This window comes from Lysobacter soli (assembly GCF_009755585.1).
GTDB lineage: Bacteria > Pseudomonadota > Gammaproteobacteria > Xanthomonadales > Xanthomonadaceae > Lysobacter_J > Lysobacter_J soli.
Genome location: NZ_CP046603.1, coordinates 1,883,413 through 1,905,397, shown reverse-complemented (window position 1 = coordinate 1,905,397; position 21,985 = coordinate 1,883,413). Strand labels below are relative to the sequence as shown.

Below are 21,985 nucleotides of genomic sequence, written 5' to 3'. Positions count from 1 at the left end.
GCCGAACCGCTACCCCAGCGACTTCCGCAGGTACGGCGCCGTGCGGCTGTCCTTCGCGCGGCTCACCTCGTCGGGCGTGCCGGCGGCGACGATGCGTCCGCCCTCCTCGCCCGCGCCCGGGCCCATGTCGATCACCCAGTCGCTGTCGGCGACGACCCGCATTTCGTGCTCGATGACGACGACCGTGTTGCCCGCATCGACCAGCCCGTGCAGCTGCGCCATCAACTTGTCGACGTCCGCCGCGTGCAGGCCCGTCGTCGGCTCGTCGAGCACGTACAGCGTGTCGCCGCGCTGGCTGCGCTGGAGTTCGGAGGCGAGCTTGATGCGCTGCGCCTCGCCGCCCGACAGCTCCGTGGCCGGCTGGCCCAGCCGCAGGTAGCCCAAGCCGATTTCGTGCAACAAGGTCAGCGGCCGCTCGACGACGCTCTCGGCCTTGAAGAACGTCCGCGCCTCGTCGACCGTCATCGCCAGCACCTGCGCGATGTTGCGTCCGTTCCATTCGACTTCGAGCGTCTTCGCGTTGTAGCGGCTGCCGTGACAGGTCGGGCACGGCGCGTAGACGCTCGGCATGAACAGCAGTTCGACGCTGACGAAACCTTCGCCCTCGCAGGTCTCGCAACGCCCCTGCGCGACGTTGAAGGAGAACCGCCCGGCGCTGTAGCGCCGGGACTTCGCGGTCTTCGTCGCCGCGAACAGCTTGCGCACGTGATCGAACAGGCCGGTGTAGGTCGCCAGGTTCGAGCGCGGCGTGCGGCCGATGGGTTTCTGGTCGACGTTGACCAGCCGGCGGATCGCATCGCTGCCGGCGCCTAGCCGCCCGACCGTACGGACGATCGGCCCCATCGACGGCGCATCGCCCTCGCCTTCTTCCACCGCCGGTTCGTGGCCGAGGTGGTCGCCGACCAGTTCGACCAGCGCCTGGCTGACCAGGCTCGACTTGCCCGAGCCCGACACGCCCGTGACGGACGTGAACGCACCGATGGGGAATCGCGCGTCCACGCCGTGCAGGTTGTTGCGATGCACGCCGCGCAGTTCGAGCCAGCGCGTGGGCGTGCGTGGCGTGCGTCGCACGGCGTGCGCGTCGAACAGGTAGCGACGCGTCATCGACGACTCGACGTTCGCGAGCCCCTTCGGCGGACCGCTGTAGAGCACCTTGCCGCCATGCTGCCCCGCGCCGGGGCCGACATCGACCAGCCAGTCGGCGCGCTGCATCAGGTCGAGGTCGTGTTCGACGACGAACAGCGTGTTGCCCGTGCCCTTGAGCTGGTCGAGCGCGTCGTACAGCGCCTCGCTGTCGGCCGGATGCAGCCCGGCCGACGGTTCGTCGAGCACGTACACCACGCCGAACAGGTTCGAGCGGATCTGCGTCGCCAGACGCAGCCGCTGCAGCTCGCCGGGCGACAGCGTCGGCGTCGGTCGATCCAGCGCAAGGTAGCCGAGCCCCAATGCCTGCAGTGCGCCGATGCGTTCGATGAGGTCGTGCGCGATGCGCTGCGCGGCGATGCGCTTTTCCTCGGACAGATCGGGCGTGCGGCGTACGTCGGAGCTTCCGGCATGCGCCGAGCCTCCCGATGCGACGCGCGTTTCGACATCCTTCCGGCTCGCCGCGCGACTGCGCGTGCGCGTATTCGTCGACGCCTCGAAGTGGCCTTCCGCGGCGGGCTTCAAGGTCTGCGCGATGCGATCGAGCGACAGCTGCGACAGCGTGCCGATGTCCAGGCCGGCGAAGGTCACCGACAGCGCCTCGCGCTTGAGGCGTCGTCCGCCGCACACCGGGCACGGCGCGCCGGTCATGAAGCGCGACACGCGCTTCTTCATCAGCGCACTCTGCGTGGTCGCGAAGGTGTGCAGCACGTAGCGACGCGCGCCGGTGAAGGTGCCCATGTACGCCGGCTCGGTCTTGCGCTTGAGCGCCGTGCGCGTCTGCGCGGGCGTGAAGCCGGGATACACCGGCACCGTCGGCGTTTCCTCGGTGAAGAGGATCCAGTCGCGGTCCTTCTTCGGCAGCTGCGACCACGGGACATCGACGTCGTAGCCGAGCGTCACCAGGATGTCGCGCAGGTTCTGCCCATGCCACGCCGGCGGCCAGGACGCGATCGCCCGGTCGCGGATGCTGAGCGAGGGATCGGGCACCATCGACTGCTCGGTGACGTCGTACACGCTGCCCAGGCCGTGGCAGTTCGGACACGCGCCCTGCGGCGTGTTGGGCGAGAAATCCTCCGCGAACAGCATCGGCTGCTTCGGCGGATACGTGCCGGCGCGCGAGTACAGCATGCGAAGCAGGCTCGACAGCGTCGTGATGCTGCCCACGGTCGAGCGCACGTTCGGGGTACCACGCTGCTGTTGCAGCGCGACGGCCGGCGGCAGGCCTTCGATGGCATCCACGTCGGGCACGCCGACCTGGTCGATCAGGCGCCGCGCGTACGGCGACAGCGATTCGAGGTAACGCCGCTGCGCCTCGGCGTACAGCGTGCCGAAGGCCAGCGACGACTTGCCCGAGCCCGATACGCCCGAAAACACCACCAGCGCGTCACGGGGTATGTCGACGTCGACCTCGCGCAGGTTGTGTTCGCGTGCGCCGCGAACACGCACGAAGGCGTCGGTGCCATGGGTGTCGCGGTCGCGTCTGGCCATGGACCGGATTGGACACGGAGGCGTGCCGACGCACGGTGACGGTTACGGCGTCGACATCTCGGGAAGCAGGCCGCGCAGGATCGGCTCCAGCCGCGATATGCGGTACGGCTTCTGCACGATCGGAAATGCGCGGTACGGCTCCGGCAGACCCGATTGGCCGTAGCCGGTGGTGAACACGAACGGGATGCTGCGCGCCTTGAGCGCGTCGGCGACGGGATACGAGGCCGTGCCGGCGAGGTTGATGTCGACCACGGCGAGGTGGATCTCGTTCTGTTCGAGGATCGACAGCGCCTCCTCCACCGTCGCGGCGATCGGCGGCACCGTGTAGCCCAGCCGCACCAGGTGGGCTTCCAGCATCGAGGCGATGAGGAACTCGTCCTCGACGATCAGTACGCGCAATTCCATCGCGGCCTGCACTCTATGGACTCGTGAAGGGAATGACGATGTCGCATCGCAGCCCATCGCGTTCGAATGCCAGCGTCGCCTCGCCGCCCAGATCGTGCTTCAGGCCGCGTCGAAGCAGCGTCGAGCCGAAGCCGAACTGCGTTGGAGGCGTGACCTCCGGGCCACCCGTCTCCTTCCAGTGCAGCTGCACGGCGCTACGCGTCGCATCGAACTCCCACTGGATGCCGACGCGCCCGCCCGGCACCGACAACGCGCCGTGCTTGATCGCGTTGGTGCAGAGTTCGTGCAACGCCATCGCCAGCGCCACGGTCCGCCGTGGTTCGAGGATGGCGGTCGGGCCCGTGATGTCGAACCGTTCGCCCGCACGCTGCTGGAACAGGCTGGCGGCGCCTTCCACGATGTCGGCGATGTCCGCGCCCTGCCAGTTCTCGCGCGTGAGGATGTTGTGCGCATCCGACAACGCCAGCAGGCGGGATTCGATCTTCTCCCGCGCTTCATCCGGATCCGGCGCGCCGTCCAGCGTCTGGAACACGAGCGACTGCACCATCGCCAGCGTGTTCTTCACGCGGTGGTTGAGCTCGTTGACCATCAGCTGCATGTGCTTTTCGTGTTCCTGCCGCTCGGTCACGTCGCGCGTGGTGCCCGCGATGGCCTCAACGCGCCCGTCGGGATCGAACACGGGGGTGAAGATGTAGTCGTAGATCCGCACGCCCTTGGTCGTGTGCGGGAACGGAACGTCGCCGCGGATCGGCCGGCCCGTCGCGATGACCTGTTCAATCTCGCGGTCGTGCATGGCGGCGTGCCACGGCTCGTAGCCCAGTTCGAGGCAGGTCCTGCCGATCGCGTCGTCCCAGCTGCGGCCCCACATCGTCAGCAACGCGTCGTTGGCGTAGATGAAGCGGTGCTGGAGATCGAAGACGTACACCAGGTCGGGCGTCGCCTGCATGATCGCCTCGTAAAGGCGCAGCTTCGCCGATGCGGCGGCGGGATCGTACGCGTGCGCGAGGTCGTTCATGTTCCTCAGGATCGCATGCAGCGGCCCATTCACCGTGAAGGCGCGGGCGTGGTCGTGATGGCGGTCGCGTCCGTGCTGCGGGCGGCGCGAGCGGTCAGCCCGGTGTCGTGCCGCGCGGTTTCGGACGCTGCGCGAGCCATCGGTCCAGCTGGTTCGCGAAGGCCTGCCGGTCCCGCGCATGGAACGCCGGCGGGCCGCCGGTCTGCACGCCGGCACCACGCAGTTCCTCCATGAAATTGCGCATCGACAGGCGCTCGGCCATGTTCTCGGGGCTGTAGCGTTCGCCGCGTGGATTCACGGCCACGCCGCCCTTCTCGATCACGCGCGCCGCCAGCGGGATGTCCTGCGTCACCACCAGGTCGCCGGCCTGCATGCGCTCGACGATCTCGCTGTCGGCCACGTCGAACCCGCCCTGCACCTGCAACGAGCGGATGAACCGCGACGACGGGCAGCGGATCCACTGGTTCGCCACGAGCGTGACCTGGACCTGCGCACGCTCCGCCGCACGGAACAGGATGTCCTTGATCACGCCGGGGCACGCATCGGCATCGACCCAGACCTGCGGCTGCGGAATGTCGGACTCGCTCATCGGCGCATTCGTGGTGGGCATGGAAACGGCGGCCAGCTTGACCGATCCGGCGGCGGTTGTCTGAACATTCCGCTCAGCACATCACGTGGCAAATGCACCGCGCTGGCTAGCGTCACCGCTCCCCCGAACCACAATGCACGCGTATGGATCTTCCCGCTCAGACCCTTCCCGCCGGCTGGCGCATCGAAGCGCGCAGCCCGACCTCTACGCGCTTCGAGGATTGCGCGATCCGCATCACCAGCCCGAACGGCGAGGTCGTCGAGTACCTCGCGCGTCCGTACCAGGTCGAATGCGAGGTCACCCGGCAGCTCGCCGAAGCGCTCGGCACGACGCAGTCCGCCGCGGCGGCGTGATGCAATCGAACGCGGGCTACGTGCCCGCGTTCAGCCGCGCTGGAAGTACTCGCGCACCTTGGCCGCCACCGGTCCCACCGCCTCGACCGCGGCGCGGAGCTCTTCCTCGGTGACGTCCAGCGCCTGCGTCCAGTAGCGGACCTCGTGTTCCTGATGGACGTTGATGCGGGAGCGGTCCGGCTCCCCGCGCGTGTTCGTGCTGTCGCTCATGGCGTACCTCCGGTGGGGGAGTCGCCAGCGTATGGGGTCGGCCGTGAGCGCGAGGACAAACGTGTGCTCTTGGTCGACGCTCAGAGCAGCACGGCATGACGTCCGCGAGGAGCCGGCTCCAGGCCGCGGAAAACGATGCTTTGCGTCTTCGCATCCCATCCGAATGGAGCGTCGTCGTATGGATCCCGGAACGCCGCCGCGGAGATGCGTTCCGGCAGGTCGACGTCGCCGCCACGTCCTTCTTCCCGTAGCCGGCTCGCGAGGAGTACGACCCGACGAATGCCCTCCAGATCGCCGACGCGTGCCGCATACGGCGCATACATCGGATAACCGATCTGGCTGAGGATGTTCCCCACGGGGTTGTACAGGCCCGGAAACCCGCCTCCGTGGGGCGGATCCGTCATCGACTTGAGTGCGCAGGGCAGCTCGTCGAGCTCGACATCCAGACCATCGATGAGATGCGTCATGTTGGCCGCGATCAGGTTGTTGGTGGCCTGGGGCTGGAAGAACGGCGAAAACGCCCAGTCGTACGCCGCATGTCCGAAGAACGAGTCACTGTCGCGGGTGTCTCCCGAAACGGCCACGGCGCTCTTCGAAAAAAGCCATTCGCCGGCAAACGGGCGGCGCATGGACCGTTCCTCGCGATCGATGGGCTCGCTCCACGACTCGGGCGGTGTCGAGTCCACACCGAGCGCGTCCAGCTCCCGAAGCACCAGGTTCCCCATCGCGAAATGGCGCCGTATCGCCGCCGTCGCGATCATCTTCGAAATGAGGATGTCGGACGAGCGCAGCGCCATGCGCCAGAAGGTCAGGTCCCGCTGCAACAGCTCGCGCGCCGCTGCGGCCTCCCCGCGGCCCGCATGCCGCCACGCCTTCATCAGGAGCAGGCGCTGCGCGTCCAGCGCCGGCATGTAGGGTGGAAAGGGAGCGCGCACGTCCGACGGAACGGTTTCGCGCCACTGCGTCAGGCCGATCAACGCGAGATAGCGATCCAGCAGCCAGTTTTCAGACGCGAGCCAGGCGTCCACATGTTCCGGGTGCGCATCCAGGCGCGAGAGGCACGCGCGGTCCGCATCGCGGCACGCCTCCATCAATGTCTTCGTTGCCTCGGTCCGGTCCCGTGCAAAGTCGTGATCAGGACCCGGCAACGCCAAGGCATCCTCGCCCACCGCGCCAGACGGGAAGTCGTCGAGGAACGCCTTGCGCCTCACGCCCCACGCGAGCGGATCCTCGTCCCTGCTGATCCCGAGGCCCAGCAGCAGCACGTAGGCATTGGCGGCATCGGCGACGGCGGGGCGTTCATCGATCGAACGCTGCAGCCTGAGGGCGTCGGCCGATGGCGCTTCGTCGCGCCAGTTGATCGCGATCACGACCAGCCAAAGCCCGATCAGCAGGACCACGGCCGCTCCTACCGTCCACGCCACCACGCGCGCCACACGCCTGAAGTCCATCTCGTTTCCCCTTCCCCGTCCGCGGAGCTTAGCGCAGCTCGCTGGCCGGACAGGTCCTGCGCGCCCCGCCCTGTCCGAATTGCCGCCCCCGCTGCGTTGCTTCAGCTGAACTCACCAGGGGGAATTCGCCGTGACCTGTCGCCAGCCGCTGACCGTGCTTCTGCTGGGCGTTGGACTCTCCGGGTCGGCGCTTTGCGCGCCGCTCGACACCGCGAACGCGGCCAGGGACGACTTCGCGAGGACGCGCTTCGAATTCCTCGATGCGAACCGGGACGGCGTCCTGAGCAAGTACGAGTACGACAGCGACGTCGTGTTCGAGACGGCGGACCGCAACCGCGACCAGTTGCTGTCCGCCGACGAATTGCAGGCCGCGATCGGGCCGCAGCCGGCCGATGCGCCGACCGCGCCGGAACGGATGATCGCGGTCGACCTGGACCGCGATGGCCAGCTCGACGACGCCGAACTGCGCCGCGCGCTCGAGATGCGCTTCAGCTGGCTCGACCGCAACGCCGACGGCGGCCTGGACTTCGATGAAATGAAGGCCGGCGTCGGCGCCCGCGTACGCCCCTGACGCCGCTCAGCCCCAGCTGGACACGTCCTGGCGATAGCCCATCGCCTGCTGCAGCTGTTCGGTGAGCTTGCGCGCGCCCTCGTCGGGACGATGCACGAACCGGATCTGCAGGCCCTGCGGGCTGGTGATGATGAGCGTGCAGCTCGGCCATCCACAGGACGGGCCATGCACTTCCATTCGCCAGTCCGGGGGCAACGTGCGCAGGACTTCGTTCATGGTCGACTCCATTGGATCTCCGTCCAGGCTCACAGCCGGTTGTTGAGGATTTCGCCCGCGCGTACGTCCTCGGCGATCTGCTCGGGCCGTGCGATGCGAAGCGTCGGATCGCCCTGCTCGCGCACGTGCTGCGCCGCGAACAGGTCGGCCTGCAGCTCGCGCGTGATCTCGCACGCGAACTGGAAGGGCTTGTGGACGAAGGTGATTTCCTGTCCGTGGGGACTGGTCAATCGGAGGCCGCATTCGCGCCTGTCGCGCGACGGAGGCAATGCTTCGAGGCGCCAACCTGGCGGAAGGCACTGAATGGTGAGGTTCATGGTTGCGCTGCTCCCTGTGCAGTCGGCAAGAACGTAATGGAGCAAACGCACGTTCCGTGTGAAGCCAGCCATGCGCCTTCACACTCGCGGCCGGTATCACCGGGACTCCACATTTTTCCGACGCATTTCCGACAACATCGGTCGCTAGGATCGCGGGAGGGGAGCTGCGAGACGAGGTGACCAGCCATGCGTTGCTCGTGCTCGATGTTGTTCGTCGAAGACAACTACCTGCTCGCGCAATCGGCGGTGGACGCACTGGGCGACGTCGGAATGCGCGTGCATCCGGTGCCCGATGCGAAGTCGGCATTGGAACTGTTCGAACGGACGCCTTTCGACTGCGCGGTGATCGACGTCGAACTTCCCGGGGGGATCGACGGCGTGGAACTCGCGCGCCGGATCCGGCAGATGCGTCCCGGATTCCCCATCGTGCTGGCGACCGGCTACGACGCGACGCAATGCCGCGCGCCCGCCGACATGCCGGTCTTCCAGAAGCCGTACCGCTTCGAGGACATCGCCGCGTTCGTATGCGGCCCGGCGCGGCTGGGGCGCTGATCGAGGCGACGCCGGCAGCGGAGGCGACAAACGCCTAGAATGCCGGCTCCGTTTTTCGCCCAAGGCAACCGCACATGGCGCTCAAGGCGACCGTGGTCAAGGCCGAGCTGCAAGTCAGCGACCTCGACCGGCATCACTACGCGACCTACCCGCTCACCCTCGCCCAGCATCCGTCGGAGACCGACGAGCGGCTGATGGTGCGCCTGGTCGCATTCGCACTGTTCGCCAGCGAACGGCTGGAATTCGGCAGGGGCCTGAGCAACGAGGAAGAGCCCGACCTCTGGCGCCGCGACTACACCGGCGACATCGAGCAGTGGATCGATCTGGGCCAGCCCGACGAATCGCGCATCCGCAAGGCCTGCGGCCGCGCGCGGCAGGTGGTCGTCGTGAACTACGGCGGCCGCGCCGCCGACGTGTGGTGGGAGAAGAACGCAGTCGCGTTGTCGCGCCTTTCCAACCTCACCGTCATCGACATCGACGCCGACACGGTCGAAGCGCTCGGCGCGGCGATCGAACGCAGCATGCGCTTCAACGCGCTCATCCAGGACGGCGAACTGCAGCTGATGGGCGAGAACGGCGTGATCGCCTTCCGCCCGCGCATCCGCATCGCACCGGCGGCGCAAGCCGCCTGACGGCATGGGCGGGCACTACGACGTCATCATCGTCGGCGGTGGCGCCGCGGGTTTGATGTGCGCGCTGACCGCGGGCCATCGCGGCCGGCGCGTGCTGGTGATCGAACACGCCAACCGCGTCGGCAAGAAGATCCTGATGTCCGGTGGCGGGCGCTGCAATTTCACCAACACCGGCGCGACGCCCGCCAACTACCTGTCGGCGAATCCGCATTTCTGCAAATCCGCGCTGGCGCGCTACACGCCGTGGCATTTCATCGACATGGTCGAACGCCACGGCATCGCGTACCACGAGAAGGAGCTGGGGCAGCTGTTCTGCGACGAGTCGTCCAAGCTCATCGTGAAGATGCTGCTGGACGAATGCGCCGCGGCCGGCGTTCGCGTGGAAACCAGCTGCAGCATCGAGAAACTGGGGCACGGCGACAGCGACGAGGCGCGCTTCCGCGTGCACACCACGCGCGGGAATTTCTCCGCGCCATCGCTGGTCGTCGCGAGCGGCGGGTTGTCGATCCCGAGCATGGGCGCGACCGGCTTCGGTTACGAACTCGCGCGCCAGTTCGGCCATGCGGTGCTGCCCACGCGCGCGGGGCTGGTGCCGCTGACGCTGAGCGGCAAGCACCAGGAACGACTCGCCGATCTGTCCGGCGTCGCGTTGCCGGTCACCGCGCGGTGCAACGGCGCGAGTTTCAGCAATTTCATGCTGGTGACGCATCGCGGCGTCAGCGGGCCGTCGATCCTGCAGATCTCGTCGTTCTGGCAGCCCGGCGACGACCTGCGACTCGACCTGCTGCCCGGCCACGATGCGCTGGAAACCCTGCAGCAATGGCAGCGCGAGCGCCCCGCCGCCGAGCTGAAGACGATGCTCGGCGAGGTGATGCCCAAACGTTTCGCGCAACGCCTGTGCGAGCACTGGCTGACCAGCCGACCGATGAAGCAGTACAACGCGCCGCAGCTGCGCGAGATCGCCGCCGTGCTGTCCGACTGGGCGCTCGTCGCCAGCGGCACCGAGGGCTATCGGACCGCGGAAGTGACGCTCGGCGGCGTCGATACCGACGAAGTGTCGTCGAGCACGATGCAATCCAGGCGCGTGCCGGGCCTGTACTTCATCGGCGAGGTCGTCGACGTCACCGGCTGGCTCGGCGGCTACAACTTCCAGTGGGCGTGGGCCTCGGGCCACGCCGCCGGCAACGCGGTGTAGGCGTTCGCGCCCACACCGCGCAACGCTGCGCTCACCACACTTCGCAGCGATCCGCCTCCGGCCGCACCATCGCCGCATCGGCCTTGCACTGGAACGCTTCGCGGAACGCCGGCAAATTCGACAGCGGCCCGTTCACGCGGTACTTCGCGATGGGATGCGGGTCGCCCTGCACCATCGTGCGCTGCGTTTCCACGCGCGTTTCATCGCCGCGCCACTGGCCCCATGCGAGGAAGAACTGCTGCTCGGGCGTGAAACCGTCGAGCGTCGGCTCCGGCCCCTTGCCTTCGCGCGACTTCTGGTACGCGCGGAAGGCGATCTTTGCGCCGGCGAGATCGCCGATGGATTCGCCCAGCACCAGCTTGCCGTTGTGGTGCACGCCCGGTTCGATGAAATAGCCCTCGAACTGCTTCACCACGCACTCGCCCTTCGCTTCGAACTTCTTGTTGTCGGCCGGCGTCCACCAGTTCGCGAGGCGGCCCTGCGCATCGAACTGCGCGCCCTGGTCGTCGAAGCCGTGGCTGATTTCATGCCCGATGACGACACCGATGGCGCCGTAGTTCACCGCGTCGGTGGCGTTCACGTCGAACGCCGGCGGCTGCAGGATGCCCGCCGGGAACACGATCTCGTTCTGCAGCGGGTTGTAGTACGCATTCGACGTCGGCGGCGTCATGCCCCAGCGGCTGCGGTCGGTCGGCTTGCCGATCTGGCTGCGGTTGTCGGCGACATTCCAGCGCGATGCGGCGACGACGTTGTCCCATGCCGAATCGCGCGAGACGACCACGCCGTCGTAGGTCTTGAACTTGTCAGGATACCCCAGCTTCGGGAAGAAGGTCGCGCGCTTCTCCAGCGCCTTCTTCTTCGTCGCCGGATCCATCCAGTCCAGTTCGTTGATGGTGTCGTCCATCGCCAGCAGGATGTTCTTCACCATCTCCTGCATGCGCGCCTTGGCTTCCGGCGGGAAGTATTTCTCGACGTACTTCTGCCCGAGCGCTTCGCCGAGCTGGTTGTCGGTGGCTTCGGCGCAACGCTTCCAGCGCGGCTTGATCTCGGTCGCGCCGGTAAGGAACTTGCCGTTGAAGGCGAAGTTCTCCTCGACGAACGGCTGCGACAGCGAATCGGCGGCGGTGTTCAGCACGTGCCACTGCAGGTAGGTCTTCCACTGCGGAAGCGGCGTGGTCGCCAGTTCCCTGTCGACCTGCTGCACGAACTTCGGCTGCGTCACGTTCAACGCGTTGCGCGGCATCTTCGCGGCGTCGAAGTACGCGTTCCAGTCGAAATGCGGCGCGAGCTTCGACAGGCCGGCGAACGCGGTCGCGTTGTCCTGCAGCTTCGGATCGCGCAGCTGGACATTGTCGAACGACGCCTCGGCCAGGCGTTTTTCGAAGGCGAACACGGTGTCGGCATCCTGCCTCGCCTGCGCGGCGGGAACGCCGGACAGCTCGAACATCTTCGCCACGTGCGCGAGGTATTTCGCGCGCGCCTCGACGAAGCGCGGCTCGGGCTTGAGGTAGTAATCGCGGTCCGGCATGCCCAGGCCACCGGCGTAGATGTGCGCGATGGTCTTCGATGGATCGTGCAGATCCTCGCCGGCATAGACCTGGAACGGCACGGCGACGCCCACGTCGTGCAGGCGGCCGATCGCCTTCTGCAGGCCGGCCTTGTCGTTGATCGCCGCGATCTCGTTGAGCCACGGCTGTACCGGCTTGCTGCCGAGCGCGTCCACGCGCGATTCGTCCATGCACGCGGCGTAGAAATCGCCGGCGAGCTGGCCCGCGCTGCCCTTCGGCCAATCGGTCTTCGCCGACAGCTCGGTCAGGATGTCGCGGACGTGTTCCTTGTTCACTTCACCGGACTGCCAGCGCCGGCTCCAGCGATCCATGTAGTTCGGGATCGGGTTCTGCTGGCGCCACGCGCCGTTGGCGTAGTCGAAGAAGTCGGTGCAGGCATCGCCGTTGCGGTTGATGTCCTCGGGATGGATCCCGTGGACGGCACCGGCCGAGGCGGTGGTGGCGGCTGCGAGCAAGGCGACGAGCGGAAGGCTGGATCGGACCACGGCAACGCCCCTGGGTCTGGGTGGGTGCCGCCACTATAGCCACGGTGTGGGCTGGGCCGGTGCCGGAAGTCCTGCACGTCCTCCCTTCCCACGGTCATCCCCGCCCTTTCCACCGTCATCCCCGCGAAGGCGGGGATCCAAGCGTGCGGGCATCACGGCTTCCGTCGAGCATGATGTTCGCAGGGGTGGATTCCCGCCTGCGCGGGAATGCCCGCGACCGCGTCAGCCCCGCCGCGCCTTCTCGATCGCCGCGATGTCGATCTTGTGCATGGTCATCATCGCGTCGAACGCGCGCTTGGCCGCGGCCGGATCGGGATCGGTGATGGCTTCGATCAATGCGCGCGGCGTGATCTGCCACGACAGCCCCCACTTGTCCTTGCACCAGCCGCACGCGCTTTCCTGCCCGCCGTTGCCGACGATCGCGTTCCAGAGGCGATCGGTTTCAGCCTGGTCGTCGGTGGCGACCTGGAACGAGAACGCCTCGTCGGGCTTGAACGTCGGCCCGCCGTTCAAACCGATGCACGGAATGCCCATCACCGTGAAGTTGACGGTCAACACATCGCCCTTCTTTCCGTCCGGGAAATCGCCCGGCGCATGGTGCACCGCATCGACCGAACTGTCGGGAAAGGTTTTGGCGTAGAACGTCGCAGCGTCGAGCGCGGTGCCGTCGTACCAGAGGCAGACGGTGTTCTTCGGGATCGGCTTGCTGACCATCCGGGTTCTCCTTGAGCCAGGGACGTGAACCGCGGACGTTACCATCGCGGGCGCCCCACGCCGTGAGCACGGGATGACATTTCGCGGGAACGCAACCGCCCCCCGCCCGGCGCTCCGGCCGCTACTTGATCCGCCGCTTCTCCAGCTTGCGCGCGAGCGTGCGGCGATGCAGGCCCAGGCGGCGTGCGGCTTCGGAAATGTTGAAATCGCTGGCGGCGAGCGCTTCGTGGATGTGCTCCCACTCCAGCGTCTTGATCGACGTGGTGCGCTCGGTCAGTTCCACTTCGGTGTCGCCGGCGGCGCGGTCGAACGCGGCCTCGATGTCGTCGGTGTTCGACGGCTTGGCGAGGTAGTGGCGTGCGCCGAGCTTGATCGCCTCCACGGCCGTCGCGATGCTCGCGTAGCCGGTCAGCACGACGATCACCAGGTCCTGGTCGAAGGCGTGCAACTGCTTCACGCTCGTCAGCCCGGAGGCACCGCCGGCGAGCTTCAGGTCGACGACCGCGTGCGTCGGCAGGAACTCCTTCAGCAACGCGGGCATGCCGTCTTCGCCCGTGAGATGGCGAACCTGGTAGCCGCGACGCTCGAATGAACGCACGAGGGTGCGCGCGAAAGCTTCGTCGTCCTCGACGATCAACAGGCGGCGCTCAGTCTTCGGCATCATCGCCCTCCTCGTCGCTTTCGTCCTCGATGGCCAGCGCAGACAGCGGAAGCGTCATGGTGACCACCGCGCCGCCCTGCGGCCTGTTCTTCGCCCGGAGGCTGCCACCCAGCGTACGCGCAACGTTCACCGAGAGGAACAAGCCCAGCCCGCCACCCGGCCGGCCCTTGCTCGTGTTGTACGGCGAGCCCAGCCGCTGGAGGATCTCGCCGGAAAAACCGGGGCCGGCGTCGCTCACGTCGATGATCAGCGCCTCGCCATCGCAATGAACGTCAAGCGCCACCCAGCCGGGCGACGCTTCCAGCGCGTTGTCGAGCACGTTGAACACCATCTGCCGCAGGCCCGCGTCCGACACGATGCGTGGGTCCAGATGGCAGCGGTTGGTGTAGGTGAACTGGATCGGGTTGCGCGCCCGGCGCCATTCTTCCGCGAGGCCGTCGAGCATCGCGTGCAGGCTCACTTCGATGGGCGCTTCGGCGCGCGGTCCGCCCGCGGCGAGCAGGATGTTGGTGACGATCGACTTGCAGCGCGCCACCTGCTGCTGCATCTCGACGACATCGCGGTGCAGCTCGCCTTCGGAGGCGATGGTCGGCAGGTGCTGCCAGTCGCCGAGGATCACCGAGAGCGTCGACAGCGGCGTGCCCAGTTCGTGCGCCGCACCGGAGGCCAGCAGGCCCATTCGCACGATGTGTTCTTCTTCGGCGGCGCGCTGGCGCAGTTCTGCCAGGCGCGCATCGCGCTCGCGCAGGATGCGGCCGATGCGGGTGAGGAACACCACCAGCAGCGCGGCGATGAGCAGGAAGCAGATCAACAGGCCCTGCACGTAGTGATCGCCGAGTCCGCGCGCGGGCTCTACGGCGAGGACGATCGGCGTTCGCACCAGCGTCAGGCCGGTGACGCAGAGCGCCGCCGCCGCCGCGATGACCCAGCTCCACGGCGATCGCAGCACGACGGTGCCGAGCACCACCTGCAGCAGGTACAGGAACACGAACGGGTTGGTGATGCCGCCGGAAAGATAGAGCTGGATCGTCAGCGAGGCGACGTCCACCAGCAGCGAGACCATCAAGGCGTTGCTCGACGCATGCTCGCGACGACGCCACCACAGCTGGCTGACGACATTGAACAGCGCGAGTGCGGCAAGGACCGTGAACATCGGCCTCAACGGCAGGCCGATGCCCAGGCCGTAATGCACGACGATGATCGTCGCGACCTGCCCGATCACCGCGATCCAGCGCAGCTCGATCAGCTGCTGCATGTTGCGCAGCCCCGCGCTTCCGCGCCAGCGCGTCAGTGCGGGCAACCTGCTTTCGGCGTCGGCGGCTACCGCGTCCTGGATCGTTCGTGAGGCCATGGTCGATTCGATGGAAACGCGGGGCGCGCTTCAACGGCGCCGATCATGGCGCAAACGCCGCTCCGAGGCGAACAGGAAGCCACCCGCGACGAGCGTGAGCAGCGCCATGCCGAACCACGTCAGTGCGTACGAGAGATGGGAATCGCGGAACTTCACGACCGTGAGCCCACCGCGCGGCCACACGGTCGATGCGGCTTCGCGATCGGCATCGATGAAGAACGGCGCCACGCGATCTGCGGGAAGCCCGTGCGCCTTCGCGATGGCCGCGACGTCGCGCGAGTACCAGCGCTGCTGCGCCGGATCGTTGTGTCGGAGGAAACCGCCGCCGGGCTCGCTCATGCGCAGCAGGCCGTTCACCACTACCCTGCCCTGCGGCGGCGGCGCGACACTCGCCTCGACGTTCCGTTCGGCGGACGGCACGAAACCGCGATTGACCAGCATGTAGTCACCCGAATCGGTGCGCAGCGGCACCAGCGACCAGTAGCCGCCCCCCAGCTCGGTCACCGCCTGCGTGCGGCTTTCCATGTCGGGCATGAAGCGCCCGGCGACGGAGACGTGCCGGTAAGCGTCGGCTTCGTCGGTAACAGTCGGCCATTGCGCACGCGCTGGCGCGGGAACCGGCGCGGCATGCACGCGCGCATCGACGCGGGCGATGAGGTCGTGCTTCCACGCCATCCGCTGGACCTGCCAGATGCCCAGCGCGACGAACCCGACGAACGCGGCCGCGAGCAGCCCGGCGAACATCGCCAGCACCCAGGGGCGTCGCCCCCGGGGCATCGGCTGCGCGTCGACGACGCTTTCCTTCATGCGGGCCGTCATGGCACGGCTTGCGGCGGGGGCGTTACGGCGTGTTCCGGATCATCTCCTGCATCTCGTGCGCGCCCGGCATCATGTTCGTGTTGAGGTGATGCATCACCCACAACGAGCCGCTGAGCACGATCACCACCAGCACGACGGTGAAGATGAGCGCGAGCGCGTTCCAGCCGCCTTCGGACTTCGCGTTCATGTGCAGGAAGTAGACCATGTGCACCACCACCTGCACGGCGGCGAATGCCAGCAGGATCAGCACCAGCAGCGGCGTGCTGATGGCCGAGCCGCCCATCACCAGCGCGAACGGGATGGCGGTGAGGATGACCGACAGCACGAAGCCGGTCAGGTACTCCTTCTTCGAGACGTGCGGGATGCCGGTCTCGAGGAAGTCGTCGTCGTGGTCGTGGTGTGCGTGGTCACTCATCGCAGCGAGCCCATCAGGTAGACGAAGGTGAAGACGCCGATCCAGACGACGTCGAGGAAGTGCCAGAACATCGACAGGCAGGCGACGCGGCGCGTGTTGGCGCGCGTAAGGCCGTGCTTGCGCACCTGCAGGCACAGCACGATCAGCCAGATCACGCCGAAGAACACGTGCAGGCCGTGCGTGCCCACCAGCGCGAAGAACGAGGACAGGAACGCGCTGCGCTGCGGACCTGCGCCGATGTGGATGAAGTGGTGGAACTCGTACAGCTCGATCGCCAGGAACGTCGCGCCCAGCAGGCCCGTCACGATGAGCCATGCGATCAGACCGCGCTTGTTGCGCGCCTGCATCGCGATCATCGCGAAGCCGTAGGTGATCGACGACACCAGCAGCACCGCGGTGTTCACCGCCACCAGCTTCAGGTCGAACAGGTCGGCGCCGGACGGGCCGGCGGCGAAACTGCGGCCCAGCACGCCGAAGGTGGCGAACAGGCACCCGAAGATCATCAGGTCGCTGAGCAGGTAGATCCAGAAGCCCAGCAGCGTGCCGTTTTCCGGATGGTGGTGGCCTTGCGTGTCGAGGAAGACCGGCGCGCCGTCTTCACGGGTCAATGCGATGGGCTCAGACACGGAAGGTCTCCAGCTGCTGGGTACGCGCGTGCTCGGTGGCAGCCACCTCGTCGGCGGGGATGTGGTAATCGCGGTCGTAGTTGAACGTGTGCCAGATCGCGTAGGCCACCACGGCGACCAGCGACAGCACCGCCAGCCACCACAGGTGCCAGATCATCGCGAACCCGCCCGCCGTGCTCAGCAGCGCCAGCACCAGGCCGGCCGGCGTGTTCTTCGGCATGTGCACGGCCAGGAAGCCCGAACGCATGCGCGTGAAGCCGCGCTGCTTCATGTCCCACCAGGCGTCGGTGTCGTGGACGACCGGCGTGAAGGCGAAGTTGTAGGCCGGCGGCGGCGAGGACGTCGACCACTCCAGCGTGCGGCCGTCCCACGGATCGCCGGTGACGTCGCGCAGCTGCTCGCGCTTGCGGAAGCTGACGAAGATGCAGATCAGGAACGCGGCGATGCCGATCGCGATCAGGACCGCACCGAAGGCGGCGATCAGGAACCAGATCTGCAACGACGGATCGTCGAAGTGGCTCATGCGGCGCGTCACGCCCATCAGGCCCAGCACGTACAGCGGCGTGAAGGCGAACCAGTAGCCGGCCAGCCAGAACCAGAACGAGACCTTGCCCCAGAAGTCGTCGAGCTTGAAGCCGAAGGCCTTCGGGAACCAGTGCGTCATCGCCGCGAACAGGCCGAACACCACGCCGCCGATGATCACGTTATGGAAGTGCGCGATCAGGAACAGGCTGTTGTGCAGCACGAAGTCCGCCGGCGGGACGGCCAGCAGCACGCCGGTCATGCCGCCCACCACGAAGGTGATCATGAAGCCGATCGTCCACAGCATCGGCACTTCGAAGCGGATGCGGCCGCGGTACATGGTGAACAGCCAGTTGAAGATCTTCGCGCCCGTGGGGATCGAGATGATCATCGTGGTGATGCCGAAGAACGAGTTGACGCTCGCGCCCGACCCCATCGTGAAGAAGTGGTGCAGCCACACCAGGTACGACAGCACCGTGATGCACACCGTGGCGTAGACCATCGACGAGTAGCCGAACAGGCGCTTGCCCGAATACGTGGCCACGATTTCCGAGTACGCGCCGAACAGCGGCAGGATCAGGATGTAGACCTCCGGGTGGCCCCAGATCCAGATCAGGTTCACGTACATCATGGCGTTGCCGCCAAGGTCGCTGGTGAAGAAGTTCGTGCCGACGTAGCGGTCGAGCGCCAGCAGCGCGAGCACGGCGGTCAGCACCGGGAACGACACCACGATCAGCACATTGGTGCACAGCGAGGTCCACGTGAAGACCGGCATCTTCATCATGGTCATGCCGGGCGCGCGCATCTTGATGATGGTCACCAGCAGGTTCACGCCCGATAGCAATGTGCCGACGCCTGCTATCTGCAGTGCCCATATGTAGTAGTCGACACCGACACCCGGACTGAAGGCGATGCCCGACAGCGGCGGATACGCGAGCCAGCCGGTGGCGGCGAACTCACCGAAGAACAGCGACATCATCACCAGCACGGCGCCGGAGACGGTCATCCAGAAGCTGAAGTTGTTGAGGAACGGGAACGCGACGTCGCGCGCGCCGATCTGCAACGGCACCAGGTAGTTCATCAGGCCCGTGACCAGAGGCATGGCCACGAAGAAGATCATGATCACGCCGTGCGCGGTGAAGATCTGGTCGTAGTGCGCGGGCGGCAGGTAACCGGTGCTGTCGCCGAAGGCGATGGCCTGCTGCAGGCGCATCATCAGCGCGTCGGCGAAGCCGCGCAGCAGCATCACCAGGCCCAGCACGATGTACATGATGCCGATCTTCTTGTGATCGATGCTGGTGAACCACTCGTTCCAGAGGTAGCCCCACAGCTTGTGCTTCGTGATCACGGCCAGCAGTGCGAGGCCGCCGAGCACGGTGCCGATGAAGGTCACCATCAGGATCGGCTCATGGAACATGGGAATGGATTCCCATGACATGCGTCCGAAGATCGGTGAGGACGGGAGGGTGCTGCTTTCAGGGGACATCGCGGGATTCCGGGGCTTTCAGGCCAAGAAACAGGTCGGCATCAGGAGTCGCTCAGGGCGACTTCATGCCGACGATCGAGCCAGACAGGGACTGGGGCACGGCATCGTTCACGGAGCACACTTCCGACGACACGTACGCGCCCAGGCGCGGGTCGCCGCGACGCGGCGTGGCCAGCGGCTTCAGGCCGTCCAGGCCAAGGCCGCCGGTGGCGTCGATCGCCATCATCTGGTTCATGCACAACCGGTCGGTGTCGACGCAACGGTTGAGCACGGCATCGAACAGGCCGTTGTCGACGCGGGCGAAGTGACGCACCGGCTCGCGTTCGGAGGGCTTTTCGAGTTCGAGGTACGTCGCGCGCGTGAGGGCATCGCTGCTGCCGCGCACGTCGTTGACCCAGCGCTGGTACTCGGCGTCGGACCGGCCGTGGAACTTGAAGCGCATGTGCGAGAAGCCGGCGCCGCTATAGTTCGCCGAGAAGCCGTCGTACACGCCGGCCTCGTTGATCACCGCGTTGAGCTCGCTTTCCATGCCCGGCATGCCGTAGATCATGCCGGCCAGCGCGGGAACGTAGAACGTGTTCATCACCGACGAAGCCGTGATGCGGAAATGCACCGGGCGATCGACCGGCACGACGACCTCGTTCACCGTCGCGATGTTCTCTTCCGGATAGACGAACAGCCACTTCCAGTCGAGCGCGACGACCTGGATTTCCAGCGGCTTCACGTCGGCCGGCACGGGACGGCCCGCGGAAAGCTGGTCGAGCGGACGGAACGGATCGAGCAGGTGCGTGCTGATCCACGTGATCGCGCCCAGCGCGATGATGATCAGCAGCGGGATGCCCCAGATGACGAGCTCGAGCTGGGTCGAGTGATCCCAGTCGGGCTTGTAGGTCGCGTTGTTCGATGCGCGGTAGCGCCAGGCGAACAGGAGCGTGAGCGCGATCACCGGAACGATCACGATCAGCATCAGGACCGTCGCGACGACGATCAGCTGGCCCTGGCGGGCCGCGATGTCGCCGGCGGGATTGAGAACCAACAGGTTGCATCCTGACAGGGCGACCGTGGCGAGGAGCAGCACGGCGGCCTGCAGGAATCTGCGCGCGATGGACATGTGTGTGGGGGCTTACGGATTGAGCATGGTCAATGTATTCCCGGCCGTGTGACGGGAGAATTGGACGTTTTGTCCTATCGAACAAGCTGGTTGCCTCTGTCAGCCTATCGTCGCATCCTCTCAAGTCCAACCGGCCCTCCTTCCATCGGCCGGATCATCGAGTGTCCAACGCGATGTCAACCCTCACCCCCACCGCTTCCACGCACGATCACGGCACCAAGGCCGACACCGATGTCGCGCCTGGTGAAATCGCCGTAGGCGTCGTCATCGGCCGTGCGTCGGAATACTTCGACTTCTTCGTTTTCGGCATCGCCTCGGCGCTGATCTTTCCCGCTGTCTTCTTTCCGTTCCTGGACCGGCTCAACGGCGCATTGGCGGCATTTGCGCTGTTTTCGCTGGCGTTCATCACACGGCCGCTGGGCACGATCCTGTTCATGTCGATCCAGGAGCGCTGGGGCCGCGGCATCAAGCTCACCATTTCCCTATTCATGCTGGGCAGCGCGACCGCGGGCATCGCGTTCCTTCCCGGCTACGCCACGCTGGGCGTCGCATCGATCGTGATGCTGGCGCTGCTGCGCATGCTGCAGGGCGTCGCGCTGGGCGGCTCGTGGGACGGCCTGCCCTCGCTGCTGGCGATGAACGCCCCGAAGGGCCGCCGCGGCTGGTACTCGATGCTCGGCCAGCTGGCCGCGCCGATGGGCTTCATCGTCGCCGCCAGCGTCTTCGCATTCCTGTATGCGAGCCTGAGCGAGGCCGACCTGCTCTCGTGGGGCTGGCGCTACCCCTTCTTCGTCGCCTTCGCCATCAACGTGGTGGCGCTCTTCGCCCGCCTGCGCATCGTGGTGGCCGACGAATACCAGAAGAAGATGAGCGAGCTGGAGCTGGAGCCGACGCCGATCCGCGAGCTGTTCCGCGCCAAGGGCCGCCACGTGGTGATCGGTGCCTTCGCCGCGCTGGCCAGCTACGCGCTGTTCCACATCGTCACGATCTTCCCGCTTTCGTGGATCCTGCTGTATTCGGACAAGTCGATCGTCACGTTCCTCATCGTCCAGATCATCGGTGCGTTCATCGCCTGCGGCGGCGTCGTGGCCTCGGGCCTGATCGCCGACCGCGTGGGCCGTGCGCGCACGCTGGGCGGCCTGGCGCTGCTGATCGCGATGTTCAGCGGTTTCGCCCCCACGCTGATGGGCAGCGGCAACGTCGGCCAGGGTGCGTTCGTGCTCATCGGCTTCGCCCTGCTCGGCCTGTCGTATGGCCAGGCCGCGGGCGCGGTGACGGCCAACTTCGGCCGCCGCTACCGCTACACCGGCGCGGCGCTCACCTCCGACCTCGCCTGGCTGATCGGCGCGGCCTTCGCCCCGCTCGTCGCCTTGGGCCTGTGCTCGCAGTTCGGCCTGGCATGGCTGGGCGCGTACCTGCTGTCCGGCGCCATCGGCACGCTCGTGGCACTCGGCATCAACCGCGCGATGAACTACAAGAGCTGACGCTCCGGTTCGTCCATTGCGATACGACGAAACGCCCGCCTACGCGGGCGTTTTGTTTTCACGATCGACACGACGCCACTTCGGCGCCACTCAGCCCCGCGTGAGTTCCATGTGCGTCAGGTACAGGCGCAGGTCGAACTCCAGCTGGTGGTAGTCCGGCTCCATGTGCGTGCACAGCTGGTAGAAGGCCTTGTTGTGGTCGGCCTCCTTCATGTGCGCGAGCTCGTGCACGACGATCATCCGAAGGAAATCGGCCGGCGCATCGCGGAACACCGTGGCGATGCGGATCTCGCGACTGGCCTTCAACCGTCCACCGTGCACGCGCGAGATGGCGGTGTGCGTGCCGAGCGCGTGCTTCATCACCTGCAGCTTGCTGTCGTAGAGCACCTTGCCCAGCGGCACGGCCTTGCGCAGATGACGATCCTTCAGCGCCTGCACGTACTCGTACAGCTGCGCGTCGTTGCGGACCGTGTTGGGCTCGCCGTACCGGTCGGCCAGCATCGGACCGAGCCGGTCCTGTTCGATCAGCTGCCGCACCTTCGCGAGCAGGTGCTCGGGGTAGCCGACGAGGTATTTGAAGGGTTCCATGGCGGTATCATGGCC

At 66.7% G+C, this 21,985-nt stretch carries 24 protein-coding genes; 6 read left to right on the top strand and 18 right to left on the bottom strand.

Annotation, left to right across the window (positions count from 1 at the left end; translation table 11 throughout):
- Nucleotides 1-9 precede the first annotated feature (9 nt).
- From GOY17_RS08600 to GOY17_RS08585, 4 genes are all read right to left on the bottom strand, one after another.
- A complete protein-coding gene (locus tag GOY17_RS08600; RefSeq protein ID WP_157030058.1) occupies nucleotides 10-2,634 on the bottom strand; it encodes an excinuclease ABC subunit UvrA in 2,625 nt (874 codons plus the stop codon).
- A 42-nt stretch (nucleotides 2,635-2,676) separates the two neighbouring features.
- The gene (locus GOY17_RS08595) at nucleotides 2,677-3,039 is read right to left on the bottom strand and encodes a response regulator (RefSeq protein WP_157030057.1); all 363 of its coding nucleotides are present in this window, start codon (nucleotides 3,037-3,039) and stop codon (nucleotides 2,677-2,679) included.
- A 13-nt stretch (nucleotides 3,040-3,052) separates the two neighbouring features.
- A complete protein-coding gene (locus GOY17_RS08590; RefSeq protein ID WP_157030056.1) occupies nucleotides 3,053-4,054 on the bottom strand; it encodes a sensor histidine kinase in 1,002 nt (333 codons plus the stop codon).
- A 94-nt stretch (nucleotides 4,055-4,148) separates the two neighbouring features.
- On the bottom strand, nucleotides 4,149-4,643 hold the full coding sequence (locus tag GOY17_RS08585) for a YaiI/YqxD family protein (RefSeq protein ID WP_157030055.1): 495 nt from the start codon (nucleotides 4,641-4,643) through the stop codon (nucleotides 4,149-4,151).
- A 143-nt stretch (nucleotides 4,644-4,786) separates the two neighbouring features.
- Here GOY17_RS08585 and GOY17_RS08580 point away from each other — a divergent pair, with 143 nt between their 5' ends.
- Nucleotides 4,787-4,996 carry a hypothetical protein gene (locus GOY17_RS08580; RefSeq protein WP_115842124.1) on the top strand — a complete coding sequence of 70 codons (210 nt, stop codon included), beginning with the start codon at nucleotides 4,787-4,789 and terminating at the stop codon, nucleotides 4,994-4,996.
- Between the two features lie 30 nt (nucleotides 4,997-5,026).
- Here the strand turns inward: GOY17_RS08580 and GOY17_RS08575 are convergent, their stop codons facing one another.
- Together GOY17_RS08575 and GOY17_RS08570 are read right to left on the bottom strand one after the other, a co-directional pair.
- Nucleotides 5,027-5,206: a DUF3606 domain-containing protein gene (locus GOY17_RS08575; RefSeq protein ID WP_115842123.1), complete on the bottom strand. Its 180-nt coding sequence runs from the start codon at nucleotides 5,204-5,206 to the stop codon at nucleotides 5,027-5,029.
- Nucleotides 5,207-5,286: 80 nt separating this feature from the next.
- Complete coding sequence (locus GOY17_RS08570) at nucleotides 5,287-6,606, bottom strand: hypothetical protein (protein ID WP_157030054.1); 1,320 nt, start codon at nucleotides 6,604-6,606, stop codon at nucleotides 5,287-5,289.
- Between the two features lie 181 nt (nucleotides 6,607-6,787).
- On the opposite strand from GOY17_RS08570, the gene GOY17_RS08565 reads away from it, so the two are divergent.
- Nucleotides 6,788-7,228, top strand: coding sequence for an EF-hand domain-containing protein (locus GOY17_RS08565; RefSeq protein ID WP_157030053.1), 441 nt, complete (start codon nucleotides 6,788-6,790; stop codon nucleotides 7,226-7,228).
- 6 nt (nucleotides 7,229-7,234) lie between these two features.
- On the opposite strand, the gene GOY17_RS08560 is transcribed toward GOY17_RS08565, so the two are convergent.
- Together GOY17_RS08560 and GOY17_RS08555 are read right to left on the bottom strand one after the other, a co-directional pair.
- Nucleotides 7,235-7,444, bottom strand: coding sequence for a hypothetical protein (locus GOY17_RS08560; protein WP_157030052.1), 210 nt, complete (start codon nucleotides 7,442-7,444; stop codon nucleotides 7,235-7,237).
- 29 nt (nucleotides 7,445-7,473) lie between these two features.
- Nucleotides 7,474-7,674: a hypothetical protein gene (locus tag GOY17_RS08555; RefSeq protein ID WP_147298604.1), complete on the bottom strand. Its 201-nt coding sequence runs from the start codon at nucleotides 7,672-7,674 to the stop codon at nucleotides 7,474-7,476.
- Between the two features lie 273 nt (nucleotides 7,675-7,947).
- Here GOY17_RS08555 and GOY17_RS08550 point away from each other — a divergent pair, with 273 nt between their 5' ends.
- From GOY17_RS08550 to GOY17_RS08540, 3 genes are all read left to right on the top strand, one after another.
- The gene (locus tag GOY17_RS08550) at nucleotides 7,948-8,313 is read left to right on the top strand and encodes a response regulator (protein WP_157030051.1); all 366 of its coding nucleotides are present in this window, start codon (nucleotides 7,948-7,950) and stop codon (nucleotides 8,311-8,313) included.
- Nucleotides 8,314-8,387: 74 nt separating this feature from the next.
- Nucleotides 8,388-8,945, top strand: a complete 558-nt coding sequence (locus GOY17_RS08545) for a YaeQ family protein (RefSeq protein ID WP_157030050.1) — start codon at nucleotides 8,388-8,390, stop codon at nucleotides 8,943-8,945.
- Between the two features lie 4 nt (nucleotides 8,946-8,949).
- The gene (locus tag GOY17_RS08540) at nucleotides 8,950-10,140 is read left to right on the top strand and encodes a BaiN/RdsA family NAD(P)/FAD-dependent oxidoreductase (protein ID WP_157030049.1); all 1,191 of its coding nucleotides are present in this window, start codon (nucleotides 8,950-8,952) and stop codon (nucleotides 10,138-10,140) included.
- A gap of 31 nt (nucleotides 10,141-10,171) precedes the next feature.
- Here GOY17_RS08540 and GOY17_RS08535 read toward each other — a convergent pair whose 3' ends face one another.
- The 9 genes from GOY17_RS08535 to cyoA form a co-directional block, all read right to left on the bottom strand.
- Nucleotides 10,172-12,193 (bottom strand): M13 family metallopeptidase, encoded by a 2,022-nt coding sequence (locus GOY17_RS08535; RefSeq protein ID WP_157030048.1) that lies wholly within the window; start codon nucleotides 12,191-12,193, stop codon nucleotides 10,172-10,174.
- Between the two features lie 222 nt (nucleotides 12,194-12,415).
- Entirely contained in the window at nucleotides 12,416-12,907 is a 492-nt protein-coding gene (locus GOY17_RS08530; protein ID WP_157030047.1) for a VOC family protein, read from the bottom strand.
- Between the two features lie 121 nt (nucleotides 12,908-13,028).
- Nucleotides 13,029-13,568, bottom strand: a complete 540-nt coding sequence (locus tag GOY17_RS08525; RefSeq protein WP_115842342.1) for a response regulator transcription factor — start codon at nucleotides 13,566-13,568, stop codon at nucleotides 13,029-13,031.
- On the bottom strand, nucleotides 13,555-14,919 hold the full coding sequence (locus GOY17_RS08520) for an ATP-binding protein (protein ID WP_157030046.1): 1,365 nt from the start codon (nucleotides 14,917-14,919) through the stop codon (nucleotides 13,555-13,557). Before GOY17_RS08520 ends, GOY17_RS08525 begins: the two co-directional genes overlap by 14 nt.
- Before the next feature lie 30 nt (nucleotides 14,920-14,949).
- A complete protein-coding gene (locus GOY17_RS08515; RefSeq protein ID WP_198173865.1) occupies nucleotides 14,950-15,738 on the bottom strand; it encodes an SURF1 family protein in 789 nt (262 codons plus the stop codon).
- Between the two features lie 22 nt (nucleotides 15,739-15,760).
- Nucleotides 15,761-16,153 carry a cytochrome o ubiquinol oxidase subunit IV gene (gene cyoD / locus GOY17_RS08510; protein ID WP_115842113.1) on the bottom strand — a complete coding sequence of 131 codons (393 nt, stop codon included), beginning with the start codon at nucleotides 16,151-16,153 and terminating at the stop codon, nucleotides 15,761-15,763.
- Complete coding sequence (gene cyoC / locus GOY17_RS08505; protein WP_198173926.1) at nucleotides 16,150-16,761, bottom strand: cytochrome o ubiquinol oxidase subunit III; 612 nt, start codon at nucleotides 16,759-16,761, stop codon at nucleotides 16,150-16,152. The genes cyoD and cyoC overlap by 4 nt, the downstream gene beginning before the upstream one ends.
- Before the next feature lie 10 nt (nucleotides 16,762-16,771).
- A complete protein-coding gene (gene cyoB, locus GOY17_RS08500) occupies nucleotides 16,772-18,751 on the bottom strand; it encodes a cytochrome o ubiquinol oxidase subunit I (RefSeq protein ID WP_198173925.1) in 1,980 nt (659 codons plus the stop codon).
- Between the two features lie 88 nt (nucleotides 18,752-18,839).
- Entirely contained in the window at nucleotides 18,840-19,898 is a 1,059-nt protein-coding gene (gene cyoA / locus GOY17_RS08495; protein WP_157030044.1) for a ubiquinol oxidase subunit II, read from the bottom strand.
- A 173-nt stretch (nucleotides 19,899-20,071) separates the two neighbouring features.
- Between cyoA and GOY17_RS08490 the strand changes: the two genes are divergently transcribed.
- Nucleotides 20,072-21,382 (top strand): MFS transporter, encoded by a 1,311-nt coding sequence (locus GOY17_RS08490; protein ID WP_157030043.1) that lies wholly within the window; start codon nucleotides 20,072-20,074, stop codon nucleotides 21,380-21,382.
- Nucleotides 21,383-21,472: 90 nt separating this feature from the next.
- Here the strand turns inward: GOY17_RS08490 and GOY17_RS08485 are convergent, their stop codons facing one another.
- Complete coding sequence (locus GOY17_RS08485) at nucleotides 21,473-21,970, bottom strand: M48 metallopeptidase family protein (RefSeq protein WP_157030042.1); 498 nt, start codon at nucleotides 21,968-21,970, stop codon at nucleotides 21,473-21,475.
- Between the last annotated feature and the right edge of the window lie 15 nt (nucleotides 21,971-21,985).